This is a genomic window from Candidatus Pyrohabitans sp. (assembly GCF_054014795.1).
The window spans coordinates 15,350-37,850 of sequence record NZ_JBPMGE010000084.1 but is presented as its reverse complement, the minus strand read 5'-3'; the positions used below and the strand labels follow the sequence as shown (position 1 = coordinate 37,850).

At 52.8% G+C, this 22,501-nt stretch carries 24 protein-coding genes, 2 tRNA genes and 1 rRNA gene; 18 read left to right on the top strand and 9 right to left on the bottom strand.

All coding sequences use genetic code 11. From position 1 onward, the window contains the following. The 5 genes from ACXJJW_RS08875 to ACXJJW_RS08855 all read right to left on the bottom strand — a co-directional run. The coding region (locus ACXJJW_RS08875; RefSeq protein ID WP_456475384.1) for a S24/S26 family peptidase at positions 1–358 on the bottom strand (358 nt) is incomplete at its 3' end. A gap of 42 nt (positions 359–400) precedes the next feature. Continuing rightward, positions 401–1,081 (bottom strand): hypothetical protein, encoded by a 681-nt coding sequence (locus ACXJJW_RS08870; protein ID WP_456475383.1) that lies wholly within the window; start codon positions 1,079–1,081, stop codon positions 401–403. Positions 1,082–1,130: 49 nt separating this feature from the next. After that, entirely contained in the window at positions 1,131–1,799 is a 669-nt protein-coding gene (locus ACXJJW_RS08865) for a hypothetical protein (RefSeq protein ID WP_456475382.1), read from the bottom strand. Between the two features lie 136 nt (positions 1,800–1,935). After that, positions 1,936–2,598, bottom strand: a complete 663-nt coding sequence (locus ACXJJW_RS08860; protein ID WP_456475381.1) for a hypothetical protein — start codon at positions 2,596–2,598, stop codon at positions 1,936–1,938. Positions 2,599–2,699: 101 nt separating this feature from the next. Further along, positions 2,700–3,386 carry a hypothetical protein gene (locus tag ACXJJW_RS08855; RefSeq protein WP_456475380.1) on the bottom strand — a complete coding sequence of 229 codons (687 nt, stop codon included), beginning with the start codon at positions 3,384–3,386 and terminating at the stop codon, positions 2,700–2,702. A gap of 33 nt (positions 3,387–3,419) precedes the next feature. Here ACXJJW_RS08855 and ACXJJW_RS08850 point away from each other — a divergent pair, with 33 nt between their 5' ends. From ACXJJW_RS08850 to hemG, 3 genes are read left to right on the top strand one after another with little or no spacing between them, the layout of a single operon-like run. Continuing rightward, positions 3,420–4,148, top strand: coding sequence for a DUF429 domain-containing protein (locus ACXJJW_RS08850; RefSeq protein WP_456475379.1), 729 nt, complete (start codon positions 3,420–3,422; stop codon positions 4,146–4,148). A gap of 31 nt (positions 4,149–4,179) precedes the next feature. Then, entirely contained in the window at positions 4,180–5,130 is a 951-nt protein-coding gene (gene hemH, locus ACXJJW_RS08845) for a ferrochelatase (RefSeq protein WP_456475378.1), read from the top strand. Positions 5,131–5,187: 57 nt separating this feature from the next. Further along, entirely contained in the window at positions 5,188–6,630 is a 1,443-nt protein-coding gene (gene hemG / locus ACXJJW_RS08840) for a protoporphyrinogen oxidase (protein WP_456475377.1), read from the top strand. Between the two features lie 26 nt (positions 6,631–6,656). On the opposite strand, the gene ACXJJW_RS08835 is transcribed toward hemG, so the two are convergent. Then, a complete protein-coding gene (locus tag ACXJJW_RS08835) occupies positions 6,657–6,854 on the bottom strand; it encodes a hypothetical protein (protein ID WP_456475376.1) in 198 nt (65 codons plus the stop codon). Between the two features lie 142 nt (positions 6,855–6,996). On the opposite strand from ACXJJW_RS08835, the gene ACXJJW_RS08830 reads away from it, so the two are divergent. Next, positions 6,997–8,073 carry an ATP-binding protein gene (locus tag ACXJJW_RS08830; protein WP_456475375.1) on the top strand — a complete coding sequence of 359 codons (1,077 nt, stop codon included), beginning with the start codon at positions 6,997–6,999 and terminating at the stop codon, positions 8,071–8,073. Further along, on the top strand, positions 8,070–8,747 hold the full coding sequence (locus tag ACXJJW_RS08825) for a hypothetical protein (protein WP_456475374.1): 678 nt from the start codon (positions 8,070–8,072) through the stop codon (positions 8,745–8,747). The genes ACXJJW_RS08830 and ACXJJW_RS08825 overlap by 4 nt, the downstream gene beginning before the upstream one ends. On the opposite strand, the gene ACXJJW_RS08820 is transcribed toward ACXJJW_RS08825, so the two are convergent. Genes ACXJJW_RS08820 through ACXJJW_RS08810 form a run of 3 tightly spaced genes read right to left on the bottom strand, consistent with a single transcriptional unit; the run spans position 8,731 to position 11,653 of the window. Next, complete coding sequence (locus ACXJJW_RS08820; protein ID WP_456475373.1) at positions 8,731–9,996, bottom strand: B12-binding domain-containing radical SAM protein; 1,266 nt, start codon at positions 9,994–9,996, stop codon at positions 8,731–8,733. The genes ACXJJW_RS08825 and ACXJJW_RS08820 overlap by 17 nt on opposite strands. Positions 9,997–10,027: 31 nt before the next feature. Further along, positions 10,028–10,354, bottom strand: a complete 327-nt coding sequence (locus tag ACXJJW_RS08815) for a YbjQ family protein (protein WP_456475372.1) — start codon at positions 10,352–10,354, stop codon at positions 10,028–10,030. 18 nt (positions 10,355–10,372) lie between these two features. Beyond that, the gene (locus tag ACXJJW_RS08810; protein ID WP_456475371.1) at positions 10,373–11,653 is read right to left on the bottom strand and encodes an APC family permease; all 1,281 of its coding nucleotides are present in this window, start codon (positions 11,651–11,653) and stop codon (positions 10,373–10,375) included. Between the two features lie 341 nt (positions 11,654–11,994). Between ACXJJW_RS08810 and ACXJJW_RS08805 the strand changes: the two genes are divergently transcribed. From ACXJJW_RS08805 to ACXJJW_RS08745, 13 genes are all read left to right on the top strand, one after another. Next, positions 11,995–12,336, top strand: coding sequence for a nucleotidyltransferase domain-containing protein (locus tag ACXJJW_RS08805; protein ID WP_456475370.1), 342 nt, complete (start codon positions 11,995–11,997; stop codon positions 12,334–12,336). Continuing rightward, entirely contained in the window at positions 12,329–12,703 is a 375-nt protein-coding gene (locus ACXJJW_RS08800; protein WP_456475369.1) for a HEPN domain-containing protein, read from the top strand. The genes ACXJJW_RS08805 and ACXJJW_RS08800 overlap by 8 nt, the downstream gene beginning before the upstream one ends. Before the next feature lie 144 nt (positions 12,704–12,847). Further along, positions 12,848–13,519, top strand: coding sequence for a queuosine precursor transporter (locus tag ACXJJW_RS08795; protein WP_456475368.1), 672 nt, complete (start codon positions 12,848–12,850; stop codon positions 13,517–13,519). Positions 13,520–13,583: 64 nt separating this feature from the next. Then, entirely contained in the window at positions 13,584–14,132 is a 549-nt protein-coding gene (locus ACXJJW_RS08790) for a pyruvoyl-dependent arginine decarboxylase (protein WP_456475367.1), read from the top strand. Positions 14,133–14,247: 115 nt separating this feature from the next. Continuing rightward, positions 14,248–14,368: ribosomal RNA gene (gene rrf / locus ACXJJW_RS08785) — 5S ribosomal RNA — on the top strand. Positions 14,369–14,427: 59 nt separating this feature from the next. After that, positions 14,428–14,502 (top strand) — tRNA-Asp (locus ACXJJW_RS08780). Positions 14,503–14,596: 94 nt separating this feature from the next. After that, a tRNA-Lys gene (locus ACXJJW_RS08775) sits at positions 14,597–14,671 on the top strand. Between the two features lie 138 nt (positions 14,672–14,809). Continuing rightward, positions 14,810–15,049: a DNA-directed RNA polymerase subunit H gene (locus tag ACXJJW_RS08770; RefSeq protein ID WP_456475366.1), complete on the top strand. Its 240-nt coding sequence runs from the start codon at positions 14,810–14,812 to the stop codon at positions 15,047–15,049. Between the two features lie 12 nt (positions 15,050–15,061). After that, a complete protein-coding gene (locus ACXJJW_RS08765; protein ID WP_456475365.1) occupies positions 15,062–16,546 on the top strand; it encodes a DNA-directed RNA polymerase subunit B'' in 1,485 nt (494 codons plus the stop codon). Position 16,547: 1 nt separating this feature from the next. Beyond that, on the top strand, positions 16,548–18,359 hold the full coding sequence (rpoB, locus tag ACXJJW_RS08760) for a DNA-directed RNA polymerase subunit B (protein WP_456475364.1): 1,812 nt from the start codon (positions 16,548–16,550) through the stop codon (positions 18,357–18,359). Positions 18,360–18,367: 8 nt separating this feature from the next. Beyond that, a complete protein-coding gene (locus tag ACXJJW_RS08755; RefSeq protein ID WP_456475363.1) occupies positions 18,368–21,025 on the top strand; it encodes a DNA-directed RNA polymerase subunit A' in 2,658 nt (885 codons plus the stop codon). Continuing rightward, positions 21,026–22,198 (top strand): DNA-directed RNA polymerase subunit A'', encoded by a 1,173-nt coding sequence (rpoA2, locus tag ACXJJW_RS08750; RefSeq protein ID WP_456475362.1) that lies wholly within the window; start codon positions 21,026–21,028, stop codon positions 22,196–22,198. It begins immediately after the preceding gene. Then, positions 22,198–22,500 carry a 50S ribosomal protein L30e gene (locus ACXJJW_RS08745; protein ID WP_456475361.1) on the top strand — a complete coding sequence of 101 codons (303 nt, stop codon included), beginning with the start codon at positions 22,198–22,200 and terminating at the stop codon, positions 22,498–22,500. Before rpoA2 ends, ACXJJW_RS08745 begins: the two co-directional genes overlap by 1 nt. Position 22,501 lies beyond the last annotated feature (1 nt).

Sequence of the window (22,501 nt, the reverse complement as noted above, 5' to 3'; positions counted from 1 at the left end):
GGGGCTCCTTGGAGAGGGTCTGAACCAGTACCAGGTCTCCTTTTTCAAATGTGGGGCGCATGCTATCGCTCATGACCACAGCGAAGAAGAATATCTTTGAAAGGATTAGATAACCCAGAAAGAGATACAGGATGGAGACGAGCAGAATCTCAGAAAGGCTCTTCGGGCGGCGCGGAAAAACCAGACGGACGATCTTTGCATTTATTTTTCTCTCTCTTGCCCTCCTGACCATCCTCTCTCTCAATGGTTTTATCCTGTAAATCACCCTACCCCAGGGTAAGCGAACACCACTTAAGAAGTAAAGCATTACAAGAACGACTACGACATAGAATACGAGTGTTTTTTCAATGATGTTCATTATCTTTTTATCAAAAAATTAACCACTGTCTATTTTTGCACTCTACAATGTTGTGTTGAACTCCATCACTATCTGCCAGCTTACGCTGTTGCCACTGCTACTGGTGTAGCAGTTGGGGTCTGTGTTCTCTGTGCAGTCGGAAGAGTTCTTGAGGCTGGCGTTTATCTTCAGCGCTACTGCGGGCTCATACACTGTGACATTGGCCCCATAGCTGTGGCACGCTATGCACGCCTCGTTGGCACCCATAAGGAAGTCGGTGGTATCCTTGCCAGAGTCGTTCTTCGCACGCTTGTACAGCGGAATGTGCGCCTCCACGGTACTCAGTTCAAATTCGGCAGTTACATTTGTCTTGGTATGGCAGGAGGCGCACTCCGGGTTGTTAAAATGGCAGAAGGTGCATTCCACCAGCGCTGCAGCGTGGAACTTGCCTGTGTCACTTCCATAGGGGTTGTAATAGGGTGATGAAGAAGGCAATCCTCCCACGTCGCCGTCTCCATATGCAGGGATGTGACACCCCCGGCAGGGCCAGGTATTAAATCCGTGGGTGGTGTGCACAGCGCCCGAGGTTATCTCGCTGTGCACACTTGGATGGCAGGTGGTGCAGTCAACGCCGCTTCCATTTATAAACTTGTGCTGGCCTGTGAACTTCGCCATTGCATTGGGCATTATAAGAATAACCAGTGCAAAGAGGCCAAGTATGAGCAGGAGACTCCTTTTAAACATCTACCCTATCCCCAAAAAATAAAAAAAGAGAGAGCAAGGAAAGCTCCCTCTACAGTGTTGTGTTGAACTCCATCACTATCTGCCAGCTTACGCTGTTGCCACTGCTACTGGTGTAGCAGTTGGGGTCTGTGCCCTCTGTGCAGTCGGAAGAGTTCTTGAGGCTTGCGTTTATCTTCAGCGCTACTGCAGGCTCATACACTGTGACCTCAGCACCATAGGTGTGACACGCTATGCACGCCTCGTTGGCTCCCATAAGAAAGTCGGTGGTGTCCTTGCCAGAGGCATTCTTTGCACGCTTGTACAGCGGAATGTGCGCCTCTATAGTGCTGTCTTCAAACTCGGAGGTAATATTAGCTCCAGGTATGTTAGATGTTCCATAACCTGTTGCACTTCCGTTCTCCTGTCCATGGCAGTAGGTACACTCCACCAGTGCAGCAGCGTGATAGCTGGCTGTTGTGCCAGGGTAGGTGTTTTCAAGCGAACTTCCGGATATCTTTATTATGTGGCACACCCTGCACTGCCCATCCGCTGGATCTGAAATGTTCCAGTTGTGAGCATTGCCGCTGTGAAGCTCTGTATTTATTGAGCCGTGGCAGGTGGTACACTGTACACTGCTTCCATTTATAAACTTGTGCTGGCCTGTGAACTTCGCCATTGCATTAGGCATGACGAGGATCACAACAGCCAGCAAACCAAGCACCAGCAATATCTTTCTCATGTTTTCCACCTCTATATCTATCTCCTATAATTAACCTATATAAATTTTTCTATAGAACATTAAAATTTTGTTTATGTCAATGCCTCCTGGAGCCGGGGTGGAATCTCTGTAAAATCTCTGGAATATTTTAATTTTTTCAACCAATCATCTCCAGGCTGACATTCCACCGGAGCTCACAGCTTGGATCTGAATCGAGACAATCTTTTGCAGTAGAGGTCACGTTGAGATGCCTCGGGATTTCGGTCACTGTAACGTTGGCAGCATAGGTATGGCATGTTATGCATGCCTCATTGACTCCCGTCAGAAAATCATGTGTGTCAATACCTGAGGCATTCTGGGCTCTCAGATACAGGGGCCTGTGGGCCTCAAAGGTACCTTCTCCAAATTCCTCTGTAACATTGGCCAGGGGTATTGTTAAGCCACCTATGTCTGTTGAGGTACCGTTTCTGATACCGTGGCAGTAGGTACATTCCACCACAGCCGCCGCGTGATACCTTCCTGTACCGCCTGAAGAGGAGGGATTATAATAATCTTCCACCGACCTCTGAGTGTTTGGAATGTGACACACCTTGCAGGGAGATGTACCTACATCTGCCGCACTCCAGTTGTGAACCGCACTGGAATGAAGCTCCGTGCCTGTGGCCACATGGCATGTTTCACAGTTCACATCGCTCCCGTTTATGAACTTATGCTGTCCTGTAAACTTGGCCACTGCTTTTGGAGTTGTTAGAAGTACAAGTATAAATAATCCCAGAGTTAAAAGCCCTATTTTCATGCTTTTCTTCTCCGTATCATGCATATGCAGTATCAATTTAAAATATTTTTGAATACATCTAAAAAATTAAAATTTTTACAGAATTTCGCATGGGATTAATTATTGCGGGCGGGCAATGCACCGCGCTATTCCTCTCTCTGCTTGAGCTCGCGAAAGGCGCGATAGGCATCGGATTTCCTGAAGCCCCTGAAACCCAGCCTCACGAGCAGTGGAGGCGAGAATTCGAGGATAGTATTGATGAATAACAGCGCCGCCAGGCTCAGGATGGCAAATCGCGGAGCCTGTGTGAGATAAGCCGCAAGAAAACCAATTGCCGTGGCCAGGATGCTTGCGGCTATGCCTGAGAAATGCATCGCTGCCCTCGCCTGAGGTGAGACTCTAAGGTAGCTGGCATAGTCCACCTTGAGTGTTGGCTCAATCTTCGCAGGTCCATCTGGAAAGTAGAAGAGAAAGCGAATGCCCAGTGCCCTCCCTGCGATGAGATGGGCGAGAGGATGAAGTGCTGTCATGAGCAGGAAGGTGGCAAAGAGCATCAGCAAGCCGTGAAGGCGGGCCTCAAGAGAGGGGGCAAGAAGGATTATAAACACGGCGAAGGCAGCTAGAAGGAGCATCACAAGACTCCCTGCGGCTATGCTCACCCTGACCCTGGCGCGTTTCCTGAATAACCCGGCGTCTATGTGCGCAATTCGCTCCGCATACTTCTCTGCAAGTGCTCTGCTGCGCTTCACCCTGGAGACCAGCCTCCAGAACTCTGCCTCATTGAATTCTTTTTCAATTGCAGAAAGCCTGGCTTCAACCTCGGCATTGTGCATCACTTTATATTTGCTTCCCGCGCTATAAATACCATGTTCTTCGTGGGTGTTGACCTTGCATGGTCGCCCCGCAACACAAGCGCCGTGGCGGTGGCGCATGGCAGCAGGCTTGTAAGCTGGGCCCCTGCCCTGGGAAGCGTGGAGGAAATCTCCGCCTGCATCCTGACCGCTACAAGGGATGCCCCTGCATTCATTGCCATAGATGCACCGCTGGTGGTGCACAACCTCCATGGAAGCAGAGAGTGTGACCGCCTGGTTGCAAGGCTCTTCAGGCGCTACGAAGCGGGGGTTTACCCGGTGAATCGCTCGCTGCTGGAGCGCTACGGCGAGGTTCGCGGGGAGAGGCTGGCAAAACTTCTGGAGAAAGCAGGCTTTGTGCAAATGCCCGGACTGAGAAAGCCCCTCGAAGCCAGGGCATTTGCCGAGGTTTTTCCCCACGCGGCGATGGTGGCCATTTTCGACTTGAGTAAAACCCTGAAGTACAAGGCTTGTCCCGGGAGGAGCTATGAGCAGCGCTACCGCGAGTTCAGGCGATATCAGAAGCTTCTCGGCTCTCTAGCCACTGCAGAGCCGCCACTGCATGTACCGGAAGAGATTCTCAGTGTGGAGGTGGAGAAGCTGCGCGGTAAAGCGCTCAAACAGTATGAGGACTTGCTGGACGCCATAACCTGCGCCTACGTGGCGAGCTACTGCTGGCACACTGGAGAGTGTGCTGTAATAGGGAACGTGGACGAGGGGTACATACTTACACCCCTGCCTTAACTTTTTATTACCGTAGAGCGAGTTTTACTTCATGGGTAAAAAGGCAGTGGTGCTTCTGTATATGGGCGGACCCGAGTCGGTGGAGGCGGTTAAGCCATTTCTCTACAACCTCTTCTCGGATCCAGAGGTTGTGCCTTTTCCGGGTCCGCTGCAGAAGCCCCTTGCATGGGTGCTCGCCACCCTGCGCGCTCCGAAGGTTAAAAAGCGCTATGCCTTAATAGGCGGGTGTTCCCCTCTCCCGGCCATAACCCGCGCCCAGGCTTCGGCGCTCAGGAAGAAGCTTGGCTCAGGCTATGAGGTTTTCCGGGGGATGCGCTACACCAGGCCCTTCATCCCTGAGGCTATTGAGAGTGTATTCAAGGCAGGGATACACGAGGTGGTGGGCCTGAGCCTGTACCCCCACTATGCCCGCGCGACAACCGGTACCTGCATAAAGGAGATGGAGCGCGCCCTCGCAGAGCTAAATGCAGAGCTTGAGGTGAGGTACATTGACAGGTGGGGTGACTTCCCGCCCTACCTCGACGCCCTGGCAGAGAAGGTGAGCACAGCCCTTGAAAGGTTCTCCCGCCGCGAGGAGGTGGAGGTGATATTCTCTGCTCACTCTCTTCCTGAAAAGATGGCAAGGCGAGACGCCTATGAGGAGCAGGTCTTGGCTACCTGTGAGGGCATTGTTGAACGCACACGCATAGAGAGCTGGCATCTCGCATATCAGAGCAGTCTTCGCTTCGGAAAGTGGCTCTCTCCAGGCGTTGAGGAGGTACTTCGCAAGCTTGCGAAAAAGGGCAGGAGGGATGTTCTGATTGTGCCCGTGAGTTTCGTCTCCGACCACATAGAGACGCGTTATGAGATAGACTTTCACTACGCTGCCCTTGCGAGGAAACTGGGGATAGAAAACTTCCGCAGGAGCGAGTCACTGAACACATCGCCGAAGTTCATGGAGGCTCTCGCCCGGCTGATTAAGCGTAGCACCTCCCGAGAATAACACTTCTGTGGTAAAGCTTTTTTAAATTGTTAAAATAATAAATAGACAGGTGAGTTTATGAAGAGCATTGCTGTCATAGGCGCGGGAATCTCAGGTCTAACCGCCGCCTTTTATGTGAAGAGGTTTGCAGAGGAGGCCGGTGAGGAGGTGGAGGTAACCCTCCTGGAGGCCTCCACGCGTGCTGGAGGGAAGATAAGAAGCGAGCATTATAAAGGGTATGTGATAGAGGCGGGAAGCAACGGCTTTCTGGACAACAAGCCCTTCACCCTTGAGCTTTGCGACGACCTCGGGATAAGCTCCCGCTTAATGCCCAGCAAGGACATTGCGAGGAGGCGGTTCATATACCTCGAGGGCAGGCTGCGCGAATTGCCAGCCAACCCTATGGGCTTTCTCTTTTCTGATATACTCTCCTGGAAGGGTAAGCTCCGCATGGCGCTGGAGCCCTTCACCAGACCTGCGAAGGAGGAGGATGAAACCATCGCCAGCTTTGTCAGGCGCCATCTGGGCGAAGAGGCGCTGCGCAAGCTTGTTGCACCGATGGTGAGCGGCGTCTTCGCCGGTGATCCCTACAGAATGAGCCTGAAGAGCGCATTTCCTGTGATGGCGGCGCTTGAGAGGGAAGGTGACGGTAGCTTGATGCGCGCAGCGCTGAAGCGCATGAAGAAGGCAAAGGAGATGAAGAAGCTGGCTGAGATAGAGAAGGAGGGAAAGCGGACATACAAGCCGGGGAGTGCCGCAGGTCCAGGAGGTGTGCTAACCTCATTCCCGGAGGGGATAGAGTATCTGACCCAGACCCTCGCATCCCGCCTAGAGGATAAACTCCTCCTCGGCAGAGCGGGGGCAGGTATAGAGCGAGATGAGGCAGGTTATGTGGTGCACCTCGCCAAGAGAGGAAGCATCGCCTGCGACGCCATGATAGTGGCCACTCCGGCCTATGCGGCAGCGGGCATGCTGGAGAGCCTTGATGCAACGCTTGCGGAGGAACTGCGCGGAATACCCTACACAAAGCTCGCAGTTGTTGCCTTCGGCTATGAGCGCAGCGATGTAAAGCACGAGCTCAATGGCTTTGGCTTCCTTGTGCCCCACGAGGAGGGGAAAACAATCCTGGGCTGCCTGTGGGATTCCAGTATGTTCGACAACCGCGCGCCTGAGGGCAAGGTGCTCCTGCGCATGATGGTGGGCGGAGCAAGAGCCGAGGAGAAGGCGATGCTCAGCGATGAGGAGTTGATCGAGGCATGCAGGCGTGACCTCAGGGATACCATGGGCATAGATGCGGAGCCTGAGATGGTGCGGATATACCGCCATCGGCGGGCAATTCCCCAGTATCTTGTTGGACATGCCGCTCGCCTTGAACGTATAGAGGCGAGGCTGAACAGTTACCCGGGTATTATACTAACAGGCAACGCGTACCGTGGTGTTGGGATAAACGACTGTGTGCACCAGGCAAAAGAGGCGGCGAAGAAAGCGGTGGAATTTATAACCAAAAATAGCCAGGGCTAGCCCAAGGACATCTGTTCATAGTGCATCTATCCGCCGGTAACCCGCTTTGGAAGCTCCCTCTTTTCAATTATCTCACCACGGTATATCCTGCCGCACCTGCAGCGCAGCACCTCATACACCGTCTTCACACCCCGTTTAATCGTGGAGGTCTTGCCAACAACACTTGCCTCTTCGCGCGTGCTTCCACAGGCGGAGCAGCGCACCTCTTTCTCGCGCCTTCGCATGTAAATAAGCGGGCAGGTTAACGACACGGGCTATTTTAAATCTCACGACCTCAAGAGACTCAGCTTTTTAGTTAGGTTCCTTCAAAATCAAATACAAGGTTTTGAGAAACCTTTTTAAGCTCTGGATAAAACAGGTTTAAACATGGGCGATGCAGAAACCAAAAAGCTAAAACTTAAAAATTTCCGTGGAGTGAAGGAAGGCGAAGTTGAACTTGGGGATATGACAATACTTATAGGAGCGAACAACTCCGCCAAGAGCACAATACTTGAGGCGCTTTTTCTTCTTCCAAATCCGCTTCGCTCTGTTCCATATATGAAAGAATATATAAAATATTCGAATAAACCGGACAAAGAAAGTGTTGCTCTGCCTCTAAATGCTGCTTCACTACTCCATGAATTGCACAAAACCCTTACGAGTGCGGGTTACGCCTTTCTGCTGTACAAGTACACTTCCGATGAGGCGATGATAGAGTTAGATGATATCTACTTATATTTTCTGAAAAAGGATGACCAAATATACCTAACTACAAATAAACAAGTTCCTATCAATTATTCTGTTCAAACACCAGCAGGAACTATCAAAGCCTTTGGAAGGCTTGGAGCATCGGCTGACCAGATAGATCCATGGCTCTTAAGCAAGTTGCTGACCGGAGAATCCCTTCTGGTATCCGCGGAGCTTACAAAGCACGCCTACTGGTACATGCATAACAACTGGGCAAATATAATGAATCTGGGCATAACCAAGGAGGTTGCAAAGGACATTTCTCGCCTGGTAAATGAGAATTTTGTGAATATAACAATAGAGCCATTTCTTGGAGGGAGACTCGCAGTATTTGGCTTTCTGGAAGACGGCACCAGGATAAGACTTGGAGACCTCGGTGCGGGCGCCCAGATATACATAACCGCCAGGATACTTTACGAGCTTACAAAGCCCAAGCTTCTGCTCTGGGACGACGTAGAGTCTCACATGAACCCCCGCATGCTTGTAAGATTAGCGGAGTGGTTCTCAGAGCTAATCGAGAATGGAGTCCAGGTTGTGACCACAACCCACAGCCTTGAGGCTGCTAAGATAATCGCCGAGTTTATTGAGAGCGCTAAAATCTGCACAACTACACTAAAAGGCGGTGTGATTAAAACCAGTGAACTGTCAATAGACGAAGTTAATAGTCTGCTTTCTGCGGGAATTGACGTCAGACTTGCAGATACGGTGATAGTGTGAGACTAAAGCCTCTTCATCCACACTTTAAAGCAAAGATGGAGAGAAAATTGTCAAAATTAATATCAAAAGATTTTAAAAACACCGTTTTATCAGAAGAGGGAGAGGTTCGTTCCCTTATAATACTCGGGAACGGAAACATAGATGACCTCGTCATTCCTATAATCTGCCATCACCTCAACGGCGAGAAAACGATTGGAATAGTAAAACCCATAAATCCGAGAATAGGGGCTATAAGTGAGCTGTCGGTCGTTGTCCCTCGTTTGAGCGTTAATAAGATAGCCCTAGTAATGGATCAGGAAAGTGATGAGTTAGAAGAGTTGTACAGGCGAATAGAAGACAAACTTAGAAGGATGAACGTAAAATTTGAAAGAGAAGACATCCATAGGAGGCTTTTGCGCTATACCTGTAGGCTTGGTCCAAGAGAATTTGAGCTTATCTTGATTATAAGTGGAATTGATGATGCGCCCTCAGAGATGCATAAAATCGAAGACCATTTACTTAAGGCTCTCTCGGAACTTTCAAAAACAGAATATAGGGCTGGGGATTCAAAGAAGGTGTGGAGAGGCTTGGGGACCTCTACGCAGCGGAATGTGCTTCTAAAGCTAAAGGGTACTAGGAAACTATGCCTCGATATATTCTTTCAGCATTCTCGGGGTCTTAAGTTTTTAGAGTAGCACGATTTGTCCTTCTCATCTCACGGTTTATCCTGCGAATCTCCCGGTACATGTAATCTCCAAGCTTTGTGTACTCCCTGCGGGTGAGCGTATCCGGGAAGTAGAGCTTGGCCCCGAGCCCATGCCCGTGGAACTTTTTTATCCAGTTCTCATGCACCTCTATGCTGCACCCCTTCTCCAGCTCGGTGCCCGGATAGGCCGTTGCGAGGCTGAGCAGAATCTGCTCGGGCTTTGTCTCCTCAAGGAGTTTAACTGTGGCGCGTACACTCTGCTGAGTTTCACCCGGGAAGCCGAAGGTGACATAAGCTCTTACCTTAATCCCCTTCTCCCGGGCTGCGAGAATCGCATGCCTAATCTGCCCCACTTTTAAGCCGCGCCGGCATCCATTGAGCACCTCCTGGGCGCCGGAGTCCACACCCAGGCAGATTAGGTTGCAGCCAGCACTTCTCAGTGCCTCCAAAAGCTCCTCGTCCAGGTGGTCAGCTCGCGTCTCACAGCTCCAGCTTAAATCCCTGTGCCCCAGCTCCTCTATGAGGGAGCAGACCTCCAGGGCGCGCCTCTTATCTAGGGTGAAGGTGGAGTCCATGAAGCGCAGCCTTCTAAAGCCCAGGGAGTAGAGCCTCTCCACCTCCTCAACCACATTTCGCGGTGAGCGAAAGCGCACTTTGCGGTGCCAGAACTGTGCCGCGCTGCAGTAGGCGCAGCGGTAAGGGCAGCCCCGCGCCGAGACAAGGCTCATTATCCTGTATGCATGCAGGGGAAAATAGTGCCAAGCCGGGAGGGGTAGCGCATCCAGGTTCTGAATCAACCCGCGCTCAGGGTTGTGCACCACCTCATCTCCTTCGCGGTAGGAAATCCCCCTTATTTCTCCCAAATCTTCACCACGGAGGATTTCTCTCAGCGTCTCTTCACCCTCTCCCCGCACAACAATGCTCGCCCCTGCATTGAGAGCATCCTCCGGACGGAAAGTGGCATGGGTGCCGCCCATTATAACTGTTGCCTCAGGCAGGGTGCGCCTGATCAGCGAGATTATCTCCTTTGCTCTAGCAAAAGAGGGCGTTGTTGCGGTTATTCCGACAAAGTCGGGATTGAATTCCCTGAGCTTTTCAGGGGTTACCTTCTCCACACCCTCGTCTATAACCTCCACCTCGGCGATGTCATCTACGCTCGCTGCTAGGTAACCCAGCCCGATAGGAAACAAATCCTTGCCTAGATAGGGGAAATGGGGGTGTATTAGGAGAAGGCGCATGCCCTCTCAGGTTAGGATAACAATGGAAAAGCTATTCCTCAGCGTCCTCCACCACTACGGCAGTGCCGTAGGCGAGAAGCTCAGCCGCTCCCTGGGCAATCTGTGAGGTGACGAAGCGCACACCCACCACAGCGTTGGCCCCAAGCTGCTCTGCATTTTCCAGCATCCTCTTAATTGCCTCCTCCCTTGCATCTTCCATCATCTTGGTATACTCTTTGAGTTCGCCCCCAAGGATGTTTCTTATTCCTGCGATTATATCTCTACCGATAAACCTCGCTCTCACAGTATTCCCCATTGCTACGCCCTTGGTTTCTACAATCCTCTTGCCCTGGATTCTACATGTGGTTGAGATTAACATGGCATCACCAGATAAAAATCATCGCGAGAACTTATAATCCCTTCGCCTGCGCAGTGCATGTACCGCTAGGCCAGCCAGGGTGAGGACAGTAAAGGCGAGGGCTATCTCTGTGCTGAAGGTAAGGAGCATCGCAATGCAGGAGAGCAGCCCAAGCACACTCGTCAGGGGGACATTGTACACACTTGGAGGTGCTCTGAAGGGTCTGCGAAGTTCCGGGCGCCGCAGTCTCAGCGCTATGGCCGAGAGGTTCACCAGCGCAAATATCACAAAGGCGCAGAAGTCAGTGAGCAGTGCAACAAGACGAATCTCGCCCGGCAGCACAAAGGCCATGCTCAGAATTGTTGCTGATGCTATCGCTACGTGGGGTGTTCCTCGAGTGGGGTGCACCCTTGCCAGAATTCCGGGGAGTGCACCATCTCTGGCGACGCCGTAGAGCATTCTGGAGCTGGCAATCTGAAAGATGAGCACTGTGCTCGCAGTGGCGGAGAGGGCAATGAGGATTATTATTTCCTGGGGCAGCCCAGCTCCCTCAACAACCACTGCAAGTGGGGCCTCACTGGCCGCGAACTCCTGCCACGGTGCTATTGAAACCGCTGCCAGGGAAACCAGCACATAGAGCAGGGTGGTTATGGCGAGGGCGAGAAGAATTGCCCGGGGCAGGTTTCGCCAGGGGTGCTTGATTTCCTCTGCGAGGTTCGCCAGGTCTTCAAAGCCCAGATAGGCGAAGAAGACCACGGTTACCGCTGTGAGTATCCCCCAGCTCCCAAAGCTCATTTCGAGGTAGTCAACACTTCCAAACCTGGGAACACCAGCCAGGATGACCATCAGCAGCCCTAGTACCGCCGCCAGGGTCAGGACGGCGTTGAAGCGCACACTCTGCTTTATGCCGGCGTAGTTTATCACCGCCAGCGCTGCCAGAAGGAGCAGGGCAGAGACAACACGGTCGACGCCGGTAAGCTCGTGAAGATAACCTCCAAAGCCCAGCGCGACGGTTGCACCGGCGATTATCTCCACCAGTATTATTAGCCAGCCGGTTATAAAAGCCAGAGCTTCGCTGTTGAAGGCATTTTTAACATAGAAGTACTCTGCCCCGCTCTTCGGAAACATGGCACTCAGCTCGGCATAGCTCAGCGCTGTGAAGGCGCTTATAAACGCGGCTATCAGGAAAGCTAACCAGAGGGCATTCCCGGCGGTTGCTGCAGCTTCACCTATGAGGGAGTAAATACCCGCGCCTATGATTATGCCCACACCGTAAACTACGGCCTCTCCCAAGCTAACCTCTCTTCTGAGCCCCTGCATCCTCTCAATTCCGTGAAGGGTTAATATGCTAGGGGAAGTAGAAAATTGTTTCGCAAGTACAAGGGAGAGGTCTGATGGAATTTTATTTATAAAGACGACATGAATGCTATCTAAATCATCTTTAATGGTTTGCAAAAGTCGCAGCCATATACCATCTATAGCCAGGATTATTTATCTCGGCAAATTATTATCCAAAAATTAGGCCTATTTCTAACTTTTAAATTTTTCCATTCTTTAACATAGCTTGGCCATCTCCCCTTCTCAAGCTCCTCCTCACTGAGCCACAATTTTAGATTCCTTTCCTGTGGGTAATCAGAGATTATACGAGAGGAGGGCTGCCTGTGAAGTCCCTTTTAGAGATAGGTAAGGAGTTCTGCAGAAAGGCGGTAGAAGCAGGTGCACTGGATGCCGTGATTTTCGGAAGTGTTGCGAGGGGTGGGGTCTCTGAGGAGAGTGACGTGGACGTAATGGTGGTGGTGGACGAGAAAGAGGTTACTGAGAGGATATACAGAATAGCGGGCGAGTACCTCAGGGGAGGGGTTGTAATCGGGCTTATTTTAGTAAATCCAGAGGAGTTTTGCTCGATGGTGGAGCTTCAAACCCCCCTGATTGAAAACATCGCAAGAGAAGGAATATGCCATGGTGAATTCATCAAGAAAACTATCGGAGTTGCACTTGCGTAAGGCTAAGAAGAAATTAAAGGTTGCGAAGGACAATTTGGAAATGGGGCATTTTGAAGAGGCTGTCAGTATGATTTATTATTCTGCGTATCACGCCATGAGGGCATTGTTGTTCCTGAAAAATATTAAGCCCAAAACCCATAAAGGAGTGTTAGCCGAGTTCGGGAAAAATTTTATCAAGAGTGGAGAATTCGATGAGGAATTCTCGGTGTTCTTATCAAAATCCTTTGAGAGGAGGCAGAAGTCAGATTATGACGTGATCTTTGAAATTGGAGAAGATGAGGCAGTAGATCTTTTTGAAAAGGGTGTGGAGTTTCTAAAAAGGGCGGAGGAATACATTACCATTGATGGAAGATTTAAGAGGGAGTGAAAAATAGGTTAATCTGCCTAAAGTTAGAAATCGTAGAAAAAGTGAAGAGAGATTGTCAGCGTTTCCTCCTCGCTCAGCCTCTGCCTGTACTTCAGTTCTCCAAATTTCAGCAAAAATTATATCCCTCTGTACTGATTATTCTCCATGCTCGTCTTCGCGGCCTGGGCAGTGCTCATCCTCTCCTTCTGCGTGGTTGCGAGCTACATCGCAAAGCGGAGCAGGAGCAGCGACTTTCTTGTGGCGACATTCGCCTCCCTAGTGGTCATTGCCAACATCACTGCGGTGAAGATAACCAGCATCGCCGGCCTAACTGTGCCCGCGGCGGTCGTGGCCTACTCAGTTACCTTTCTGCTCACTGACATGCTGTCTGAGTTCTACTCAAAGCGCGATGCACACCGCGCCGTGTGGGCGGGCTTCTATGCAAATGTCATCCTGGTGGCGGTGATTACTGTAGCCGTGAAATTGCCTCCCGCACCCTTCTGGCCGCATCAGCAGGCCTTTGAAACCCTCTTCTCCCTCGTGCCGCGAATAGTCGTGGGCTCCATGGTCGCCTACCTGATCTCGCAGCACTTCGATGTGCTTGCGTTTCACTTCTGGAAGCAGCTCACCGGCGGTAAATACCTGTGGCTCAGGAACAACGCCTCCACCATGGTCTCGCAGTTCATAGACACCTCACTGTTTATAATCATCGCCTTCTACGGCATCCCGGGCTTTCCGATAGGGCAGATGATTATTGGGCAGTACATGGTCAAACTTGCGATAGCTGCTCTTGATACCCCCTTCATGTACCTGAGCAGGGAGATATACAGGCGCTGATAGCTGTGCTTGAGTCTCTCAAATTTTAAATCTCTGCACATGTTAGAAAACTCGCCCATGCCGCATGAGAATGATTCCGCGTAAGGTTTTTTTCACCCGAGGCGTGGGCAGGCATAGGGAGAGGTTATCATCCTTTGAGATGGCCCTTCGCGACGCGGGTATAGAGCAGTTCAATCTGGTGCGCGTGTCCAGCATACTCCCGCCCCACTGCGAGATTGTGCCCCGTGAGGAGGGATTGAAGGAGCTCAGCCCGGGCGAGATGGCCTTCTGTGTGCTCAGCGAAAATGCGAGCAACGAGCCCCACCGTCTAATCACAGCTTCAGTGGGATGCGCCGTGCCCAAAGACAGAAACCTGTACGGTTACCTGAGCGAGCACCACAGCTTCGGGCAGAGCGAGAAAGAGGCAGGAGAGTACGCCGAGGATCTGGCGGCGACAATGCTTGCGACGACGCTGGGCATAGACTTCGACCCTGACCGCGACTACGATGAACGCAAGGATATATTCATGATGAGCGGCAAGATAGTAAAGACCTTCAATGTCACCCAGAGCGCCGTGGTTGAGCAGCGCGGCAAATGGACCACCGTCGTTGCTGCGGCAGTGTTTATACTCTGACGCTGCGGTATTACCATAATATTTTTATAGGTTATCCCGCTTAAAGGATAATCAGAAATTTTGTCAGCGCAAAGTTTAAATATCATGGAGGCAATTGCTCAGCAATTGCACAGGGTATGGCGGCCACAGCGGAGGGGCCACACCCGTTCCCATCCGAACACGGAAGTAAAGTCCTCCAGCGATCCCGGTGGTACTGAGGTGCGAGAGCCCTCGGGAAGCCGGGGACGCCGCCAGCCCACTTATCCTCACCCTTTTGACAGAGCGGCAGGAGTGGAAATGAAGATAATTTCAGCATGCCCTGGTGGTGTAGCTCGGCCTATCATGCAGGACTGTCACTCCTGTGACTCGGGTTCAAATCCCGACCAGGGCGTTCTCCCTTTCAAATGAGGTATCTTGCATGACGATGCAAAGTGTAGTATTGGATGGCGTTTTTTCTGTTGATAACGTTCAAGGTAACGGTAAGAGGGCCCGTAGCTCAGTCTGGCTAGAGCATCGGCCTTTTAAGCCGAGAGTCGCGGGTTCAAATCCCGTCGGGCCCGCTTCATGGTCCTCATGGCCCTGTTGCGTAGCAATGGGGCGATATGTTGATGCAACCAACTGTGGTTGCGTTGCGAATCCCGTCGGGCCCGTTTATATCTGCGGTGCCGAGAGGTACTGCTGAAAAAGGAGGGTGATGTGTGAGAAGGGTAGATATTTCCAAACATGAACTGGTGCCCAAGCATGAGGTGTTGAGTGAGGAGGAGGCAAGAAGGGTACTGGATGAACTGAACATAAGCAGGGGACAGCTCCCTAAAATATTGAAAACCGACCCTATGGTACAGAAGATAAAGGCGAATGTAGGGGACATCATCAGGATTACCAGAAAGAGCAAGACCGCCGGAGAGAGTGTTTACTACCGTGTGGTCGTGAGTGAGTAGGAGGCACGAGCTATGGACAGAAAACCTGTTTTAACGTCCTTTTTGAAGAAGCGCGAACTGGTGAGGCAGCATGTGGATTCTTTTAACGACTTCATAGAAAACCGCCTCCAGGCGATAGTTGATGAGATGAAGATTATTGAGACCGACGTTGGTGTAGAGGTGGAGCTGGGTAACATCTTCGTGGACACCGCCGAGGTCATAGAGGCAGACGGCTCAAAGAACAAGATAACCCCCATGGAAGCCAGGCTGCGCAACCTGAGCTACTTCTCGCCAGTTTACCTGGAGATGAAGCTGCGCAGGGAGGAGCGCGAGGGTGAATTTGAGAGAGTTAAGATAGGAATGCTTCCCACGATGATAAAGTCGAAGATATGCAACCTCTACGGCAAGAGCGACGATGAGCTTATTGCTCTTGGCGAAGACCCCCTCGACCCCGGTGGCTACTTCATAGTCAACGGCTCTGAGCGCGTGCTTGTAACAATAGAAGACCTCGCACCCAACAAGATAATGCTAGAGAAGGGGGAAGACTACTCGAAGATTACTGAGGTTGCCAAGGTGTTCTCCAGGCGGGGAGGCTTCAGGGCGCTTGTCACCGTTGGCAGAAACCGCGACGGGCTGATAATGGTCAGCTTCCCCTCTGTGCCGGGGAGCATCCCTCTCACAATCCTGATGCGTGCCTTGGGGATTGAGACAGATAGAGAGATCATGGCAACCATCTCAGAGGACCCCGCCTACACCCATGACATACTTCTCAACCTTGAGGAGCACATCCAGATAAACACGACGGAGATTGCAGTGGAGTACATAGGCAAGAAGGTCGCCGCGGGACAGACGCGGGAGTACCGCCTGAAGCGGGCGGAGCAGGTGATAGACCGCTACCTTCTCCCGCACATAGGTGTTGAGCCTGAGGACAGGCTCAGGAAAGCACACTATCTGGGAAGAATGGTGCTGCGCGTCCTCGAGTTAGCGCAGGGCAAGCGCGACCCCGACGATAAGGACCACTATGCCAACAAGCGCCTCCGCCTTGCTGGAGACCTGATGGAAGACCTGTTCCGTGTTGCCTTCTACAACCTCAACCGCGACATAAAGTATCAGCTTGAGCGCGCTGTGGTACGCGGAAAGGAGCCAAGTGTTCACACCGCTGTGCGGGCAGATGTTCTCACAGAGCGCATACGCCACGCTCTGGCCACCGGCAACTGGGTAGGAGGCAGGGCAGGCGTGAGTCAGCTTCTGGACAGAACAAACTACCTGAGCGTGGTCTCCCACCTACGCCGTGTGGTCTCGCCTCTCTCCCGCTCCCAGCCTCACTTTGAGGCCCGCGACCTGCACCCAACGCAATTTGGCAGGATATGCCCCAGTGAGACGCCAGAGGGTCCGAACTGCGGTCTTGTGAAGAACCTGGCATTGGCCTGCGAGTTCTCCACAGGCTACGCCGAGAAGGAACTCACCCCTTTCCTGCATGAGCTAGGGGTTAAACCCATACAGAAGGAGGGGTTGTAAAATGGAGGCAAATGTTTACATTAACGGCAACCTGATAGGCAAGCACAGTGACCCCCTCGCTCTGGTTGAGGCGATAAAGCGGGCAAGGCGCGAGGGCAAGCTCTCACCCCAGACGAATGTGGCATTCTACAGCGACACCCGGGAAGTGTACATAAACACCGACGAGGGCAGGGCGAGGCGCCCGCTCATCGTGGTGGAGGATGGCAAGCCCCTGGTTACAGAGGAGGATATAGGGGCTATGCGCATGGGAGAGCTCACCTTCGACGACCTTGTGGCGCAGGGCAAGATAGAATACCTGGACTCAGAGGAGGAGGAAAATGCCTACATCGCCATGTACCCGGAGGAAGTTACAGAGGAGCACACCCACCTGGAAATCGACCCGCTGCTCATGCTGGGCGTGTGCACCTCCATACTGCCCTTCCCGGAGTACAACTCCTCGCCGCGAAACACCATGGGCGCTGGTATGAGCAAACAGGCACTGGGCTTATACGCCTCCAACTTCAAGTACCGTACTGATACGCGAGCACACCTGCTCCACTACCCCCAGATGCCACTGGTCAAGACAGACATAATGGAGGCCGTGGGCTATGATGCCCGCGCTGCAGGGCAGAATTTTGTTGTGGCAGTGCTCTCCTACTGCGGGTACAATATGGAAGATGCGCTGATAATGAACAGGTCCTCTATTGAGCGCGGACTTGCGAGAAGTACCTTCTTCAGGAGCTACGAGGCAGAACAGCGGCGCTACCCCGGCGGGCAGATGGATGTGTTTGAGATTCCCGACCCCGAGATTCGCGGCTACCGCGACGAGGCAGCGTATGCATACCTGGGCGAGGATGGTTTAATTGAGCCTGAGAGTGAGGTGCGCTCCGGGCATGTGCTCATAGGCAAGACCTCACCCCCGCGTTTCCTCGAAGAGGTGAGCGAGTACGGCTTAATACGTGAGAAGCGCCGCGAGACCTCAATAACAGTGCGTCACGGCGAGGATGGCGTGGTGGATATGGTCATGCTCACAGAAAACACCAACGGCAACCGCCTGGTTAAGATACGCGTGCGCGACCAGCGGATACCTGAGCTCGGCGACAAGTTTGCTTCGCGCCACGGACAGAAGGGTGTTATGGGTTTAATCCTGCCCCAAGAGGATATGCCCTTCACCGAGGAGGGTGTCATACCTGATTTGATAATCAACCCCCATGCCATTCCCTCACGAATGACAGTGGGACAGGTGCTGGAGATGCTCGGCGGAAAGGTCGCCAGCCTGGAGGGACGCCGCGTTGATGGCACGCCCTTCTCCGGTGAGCGTGAGGAAGACCTGCGCAGTGTGCTGAAGAAGCATGGATTTAAAAGCACTGGACGGGAGGTAATGTACAACGGCATGACGGGTGAGATATTTGAGGCTGAGATATTCATAGGCATAGCCTACTACCAGAAGCTTCATCACATGGTCGCTGGCAAGATACATGCGCGCTCCCGCGGACCTGTGCAGGTCTTAACGAGGCAGCCCACAGAGGGCAGGGCACGTGAGGGCGGCCTGCGCTTCGGCGAAATGGAGCGCGACTGCCTGATAGGCTACGGCGCAGCTCTGCTGCTCAAGGAGCGCCTTCTCGACGAGAGCGACCGCCACACCATGCTGGTGTGCGAGCGTTGCGGCACCATTGCAGTGTACGATAAAATACGTGATACAATATACTGTGCCGTATGCGGCAGGGAAAGCGAAGCTGCAGAGGTAGAGGTGAGCTATGCATTCAAACTTCTCCTGGATGAGCTTAAATCCCTCGGAATAAATCCGAGGCTTGTGCTTGGAGAAAAGGCGTAGGTGATATAATGAGGATAATTCCCAAGAAGGTTGAGGGGATAAAGTTCGGGCTCCTCTCCCCGGAGCAGATACGCAGGATGTCTGAGGTGAAGATAGTCACCGCAGATACCTATGACGAGGACGGCTATCCCATAGAGGGCGGACTGATGGACCCCCGCCTGGGTGTGGTCGACCCCGGGCTGAGGTGCAAGACCTGTGGCTCCCGTGTGGGTGACTGCCCGGGACACTTCGGCAGAATAGAGCTTGCCCGCCCGGTTATTCATGTTGGCTATTCAAAGCTCATAAACAAAACCCTGCGCAGCATATGCAGGGCATGCGGGCGGATACTCCTCCCGGAGGATAAAATTGAGAGCTTCCGCCAGGAGCTGCACAGGGCAAAGCGCATAGGTAAGAGTGAGGAGCCCATTGTTGAGAGCCTCTTCAAAGCTGCACGCACAGTGAAGAAGTGCCCTCACTGTGAGGAGGAGCAGTTTGATATAAAATTTGAGAAGCCCACTGGCTTCATCGAGGACAAGCAGAGGCTCTCGCCCATTGATGTGCGGGAGCGTCTGGAGAGTATTACCGACACCGACGCAGAGGTGATGGGCTTCGATGTCCAGGTTGCCAGACCGGAGTGGATGGTGCTCACTGTATTACCTGTGCCGCCTGTGACTGTGCGTCCCTCGATTACCCTGGAGTCTGGTGAGAGGAGTGAGGACGACCTCACTCACAAGCTGGTGGATATAATCAGGATAAACCAGCGCCTGGAGGAGAACATCGAGGCTGGGGCACCGCAGCTTATCATCGAGGACCTGTGGGAGCTGCTCCAGTACCATGTCACCACCTACTTCAACAACGAGGTTGCGGGCGTACCCCCGGCGAGGCACCGCTCAGGCAGACCCCTTAAAACCCTTGCCCAGCGTCTCAAGGGTAAGGAAGGAAGGTTCAGGAGCAACCTCTCTGGTAAGCGCGTAAACTACTCTGCGCGCACAGTAATATCGCCAGACCCAAACCTGAGCATAAACGAGGTGGGTGTGCCAGAGCTTATAGCGAGGGAGCTCACCATACCTGTGATAGTAACACCCATGAACATAGAGCACCTGAAGAAGTTCATACGCAACGGTCCGAACAGGTATCCTGGCGCAAACTACGTGGAGCGTCCAGACGGCGCCCGCCTCAGCCTGGCCAGAGTTAAAAATGTGGATGAGCTTCTGGAGAAGCTGGAACCGGGCTGGAAGGTCCACCGCCATCTGATAGACCACGATATTGTGCTATTTAACCGCCAGCCTTCTCTGCACAGGATGAGCATAATGGCACATGAGGTTCGCGTGCTGCCCTTCAAGACCTTCAGGCTTAATCTGTGCGTGTGCCCGCCGTACAACGCAGACTTCGACGGCGACGAGATGAATCTGCACGCTATTCAGGGGCAGGAAGCTAGAGCCGAGGCGAGGGTGCTGATGCGGGTTCAGGAGCAGATTCTATCACCGCGCTTTGGTGGACCAATTATCGGCGGAATACATGACCACATCTCAGGTGCCTACCTCTTCACACAGCCGGATGTGCGCCTTACGCGCAGGCAGGCCTTTCATCTGATATATGCAAGTGGAATAAACAAACCTTTGCCAGAGCCCGCGATGGATGAGAAGGGAGAGGAGTACTATACGGGTAAGCAGATATTCAGCCTTCTCCTGCCAGAGGACCTCAACCTCACCTACACAGCAAAGATATGCAGAAAGTGTGAGGTTTGCAAGGAGGAAGAATGTGAGTACGATGCCTACGTGGTGATACGCAATGGCATTCTGGAGCGCGGAGTTATGGACGAGAAAAGCTTTGGCGCCTTTGCAGGCGAGCTTCTCGACCGCACAGTAAAGGACTATGGCACCGACGCTGCAAGGGAGTTTCTGGACAATGTTACAAAGCTGGTGATAAACTTCATAACCTGGCGCGGCTTCTCTACGGGAATAGATGATGAGGACCTGCCGGAGGAGGCCAAGGAAAGGATAGCCGAGATTTTAGACGATGCGGATAAAAAGGTGCAGGAGCTCATCCGCGCTTACAACGAGAACATCCTGGAGCAGCTGCCTGGAAGAACACTGGAGGAGACGCTTGAAATGCGCATAATGCAGGTGCTCAGCGAGGCCCGTGACAAAACAGGTGCCATTGCCAACGAGTACCTGGAGCGGGAGGAGAAGCGCAGGAAGCATGAGAACAGTGCGCGCATAATGGCTGTCTCAGGTGCGCGAGGCAGTCTGCTCAACCTGACGCAGATGGCAGCCTGCGTGGGCCAGCAGGCTGTGCGAGGCGAGCGGATAAAGCGCGGATATGCGGGACGAACACTGCCCCACTTCAAGGTTGGGGACATCTCGGCGCGTGCCAAGGGCTTTGTGCGAAACAGCTACAAGCGGGGCCTATCGCCGCTGGAGTTCTTCTTCCACAACATGGGTGGCCGCGAAGGTCTCGTGGATACTGCGGTGAGAACATCGCAGAGCGGCTACATGCAGCGCAGGCTCATAAATGCACTCCAGGACCTGAAGGTGGAGTACGACAACACAGTGCGCGATACCAGGGGTGTAATTGTGGAGTTCCGCCACGGCGAGGACGGTGCAGACCCCTCGAGAACCGACTGGGGCAAGATGGTCAATGTTAAGAAGATTGTGCGGCGCTATGCAAGGAAGGAGGCGGTGTAGATGTACCTGACAGAGGAGGAGATTCTGGAAAGGCTGGCTGAGCTCAGGCAGGAGCTTCCACCCAGCCTCTACAGCGACCTGGAAAATGAGCTGCGCAGTGTTAAGATTACCCGGGAAGACCTGGAAGGGATAATCGCAGAGGTGCTCCGCCGCTACAGGTTTGCAAAGGTGGAGCCGGGTGAGGCAGTGGGCATAGTGGCAGCGCAGAGCATGGGCGAGCCCAGTACGCAGATGACCATGCGTACCTTCCACTACGCCGGTGTGGCTGAGCTCAATGTTACCCTGGGCCTGCCGCGCATCATCGAGATAGTCGATGCCCGGAAGAAGCCTTCCACACCCATGATGACTATTCACCTGGAGGAGGAGTATGCGCGCGACCGCGAAAAGGCCCAGGAAGTGGCGAGGGAGATAGAGACGCTGTATGTGCGCGATGTGCTGGAGAAGAGTGAAATTGACCTGGTGAACTCCAGAACAAACCTCTACCTGGATGAATACGAGATGCGGCGCAAGAAGCTCAAAGTGGAGGATGTGGTGGCCAAGCTCAAGTCGCTGAAGGGCGTGGACATTGAAGAGAGGGAGAATGTGATCTCGCTGAAACTTAAAACCCCCACCATCAAGGATTTGCGAAAGATTGCAAATAAGGCCGGGGACCTCCACCTGCGCGGAATAAAGGACATAAAGCGTGTGGTGCTGCGCAGGGAGGAGGACGAGTATGTGATATACACCGAAGGTTCAAATCTGAAGGATGTGCTCAAGATTGAGGGCGTGGACGTTACAAGGACAAAGACCAACGACATAATGGAGATTCAGCGCGTCCTGGGCATAGAGGCGGCGCGGAATGCCATAATCAGCGAGATTCAGGACACGCTGAATGAGCAGGGCTTAATAGTGGATGTACGTCACCTAATGCTGATAGCAGATATGATGACAGTCGGCGGTATGGTCAAGGCAATAGGCAGGCACGGCGTGAGCGGAGAGAAGGCTTCTGTTCTCGCCAGGGCTGCGTTCGAGATAACTGTGGACCACCTGCTTCAGGCAGCAGTTACAGGTGAGTACGACGAGCTGGAAGGCATAGTGGAGAATGTTATCGTCGGGCGCCCTGTTAAGCTTGGTACAGGTATGGTGGAGCTCGTGATGCGCCGCGAGCTTGAGGAGAGCAAGGAGGTAAGCTAATGGACGTGGAAAGAGCTATTCGCGTGGCTGTGGATACAGGTAAGGTCTACCTCGGCAGGAAGAAGACCCTTGATGCAGTTAGAAACAAGGAGATAAAGCTGGTTGTAGTAGCGAACAACTGTCCCCAGGATGTGAAGAGCGACCTTCTTCGCTATGCCGAGCTCGCTGGAATACCTGTTTACGAATACCCGGGCACAAGCCTCGAACTGGGTGCAGTTTGCGGAAAACCCTACGTTGTGAGCATGCTGGGTGTGGTTGAGGCAGGAGATTCAGATATATTTGAGCTCGGTAGGAGGAAATAAC

Coding starts and splice junctions, on each gene's coding strand:
- rpoB (WP_456475364.1), top strand. CDS start 16,548: ATGGAGGCAAATGTTTACATTAACGGCAACCTGATAGGCAAGCACAGT.
- ACXJJW_RS08835 (WP_456475376.1), bottom strand. CDS start 6,854: ATGCGAAGGCGCGAGAAAGAGGTGCGCTGCTCCGCCTGTGGAAGCACG.
- ACXJJW_RS08860 (WP_456475381.1), bottom strand. CDS start 2,598: ATGCATGATACGGAGAAGAAAAGCATGAAAATAGGGCTTTTAACTCTG.
- ACXJJW_RS08870 (WP_456475383.1), bottom strand. CDS start 1,081: ATGTTTAAAAGGAGTCTCCTGCTCATACTTGGCCTCTTTGCACTGGTT.
- ACXJJW_RS08820 (WP_456475373.1), bottom strand. CDS start 9,996: ATGCGCCTTCTCCTAATACACCCCCATTTCCCCTATCTAGGCAAGGAT.
- ACXJJW_RS08815 (WP_456475372.1), bottom strand. CDS start 10,354: ATGTTAATCTCAACCACATGTAGAATCCAGGGCAAGAGGATTGTAGAA.
- ACXJJW_RS08765 (WP_456475365.1), top strand. CDS start 15,062: ATGGACAGAAAACCTGTTTTAACGTCCTTTTTGAAGAAGCGCGAACTG.
- rpoA2 (WP_456475362.1), top strand. CDS start 21,026: ATGTACCTGACAGAGGAGGAGATTCTGGAAAGGCTGGCTGAGCTCAGG.
- ACXJJW_RS08755 (WP_456475363.1), top strand. CDS start 18,368: ATGAGGATAATTCCCAAGAAGGTTGAGGGGATAAAGTTCGGGCTCCTC.
- ACXJJW_RS08790 (WP_456475367.1), top strand. CDS start 13,584: ATGAGAATGATTCCGCGTAAGGTTTTTTTCACCCGAGGCGTGGGCAGG.
- ACXJJW_RS08855 (WP_456475380.1), bottom strand. CDS start 3,386: ATGCACAATGCCGAGGTTGAAGCCAGGCTTTCTGCAATTGAAAAAGAA.
- ACXJJW_RS08810 (WP_456475371.1), bottom strand. CDS start 11,653: ATGCAGGGGCTCAGAAGAGAGGTTAGCTTGGGAGAGGCCGTAGTTTAC.
- ACXJJW_RS08795 (WP_456475368.1), top strand. CDS start 12,848: ATGCTCGTCTTCGCGGCCTGGGCAGTGCTCATCCTCTCCTTCTGCGTG.
- hemH (WP_456475378.1), top strand. CDS start 4,180: ATGGGTAAAAAGGCAGTGGTGCTTCTGTATATGGGCGGACCCGAGTCG.
- ACXJJW_RS08830 (WP_456475375.1), top strand. CDS start 6,997: ATGGGCGATGCAGAAACCAAAAAGCTAAAACTTAAAAATTTCCGTGGA.
- ACXJJW_RS08850 (WP_456475379.1), top strand. CDS start 3,420: ATGTTCTTCGTGGGTGTTGACCTTGCATGGTCGCCCCGCAACACAAGC.
- ACXJJW_RS08865 (WP_456475382.1), bottom strand. CDS start 1,799: ATGAGAAAGATATTGCTGGTGCTTGGTTTGCTGGCTGTTGTGATCCTC.
- hemG (WP_456475377.1), top strand. CDS start 5,188: ATGAAGAGCATTGCTGTCATAGGCGCGGGAATCTCAGGTCTAACCGCC.
- ACXJJW_RS08745 (WP_456475361.1), top strand. CDS start 22,198: ATGGACGTGGAAAGAGCTATTCGCGTGGCTGTGGATACAGGTAAGGTC.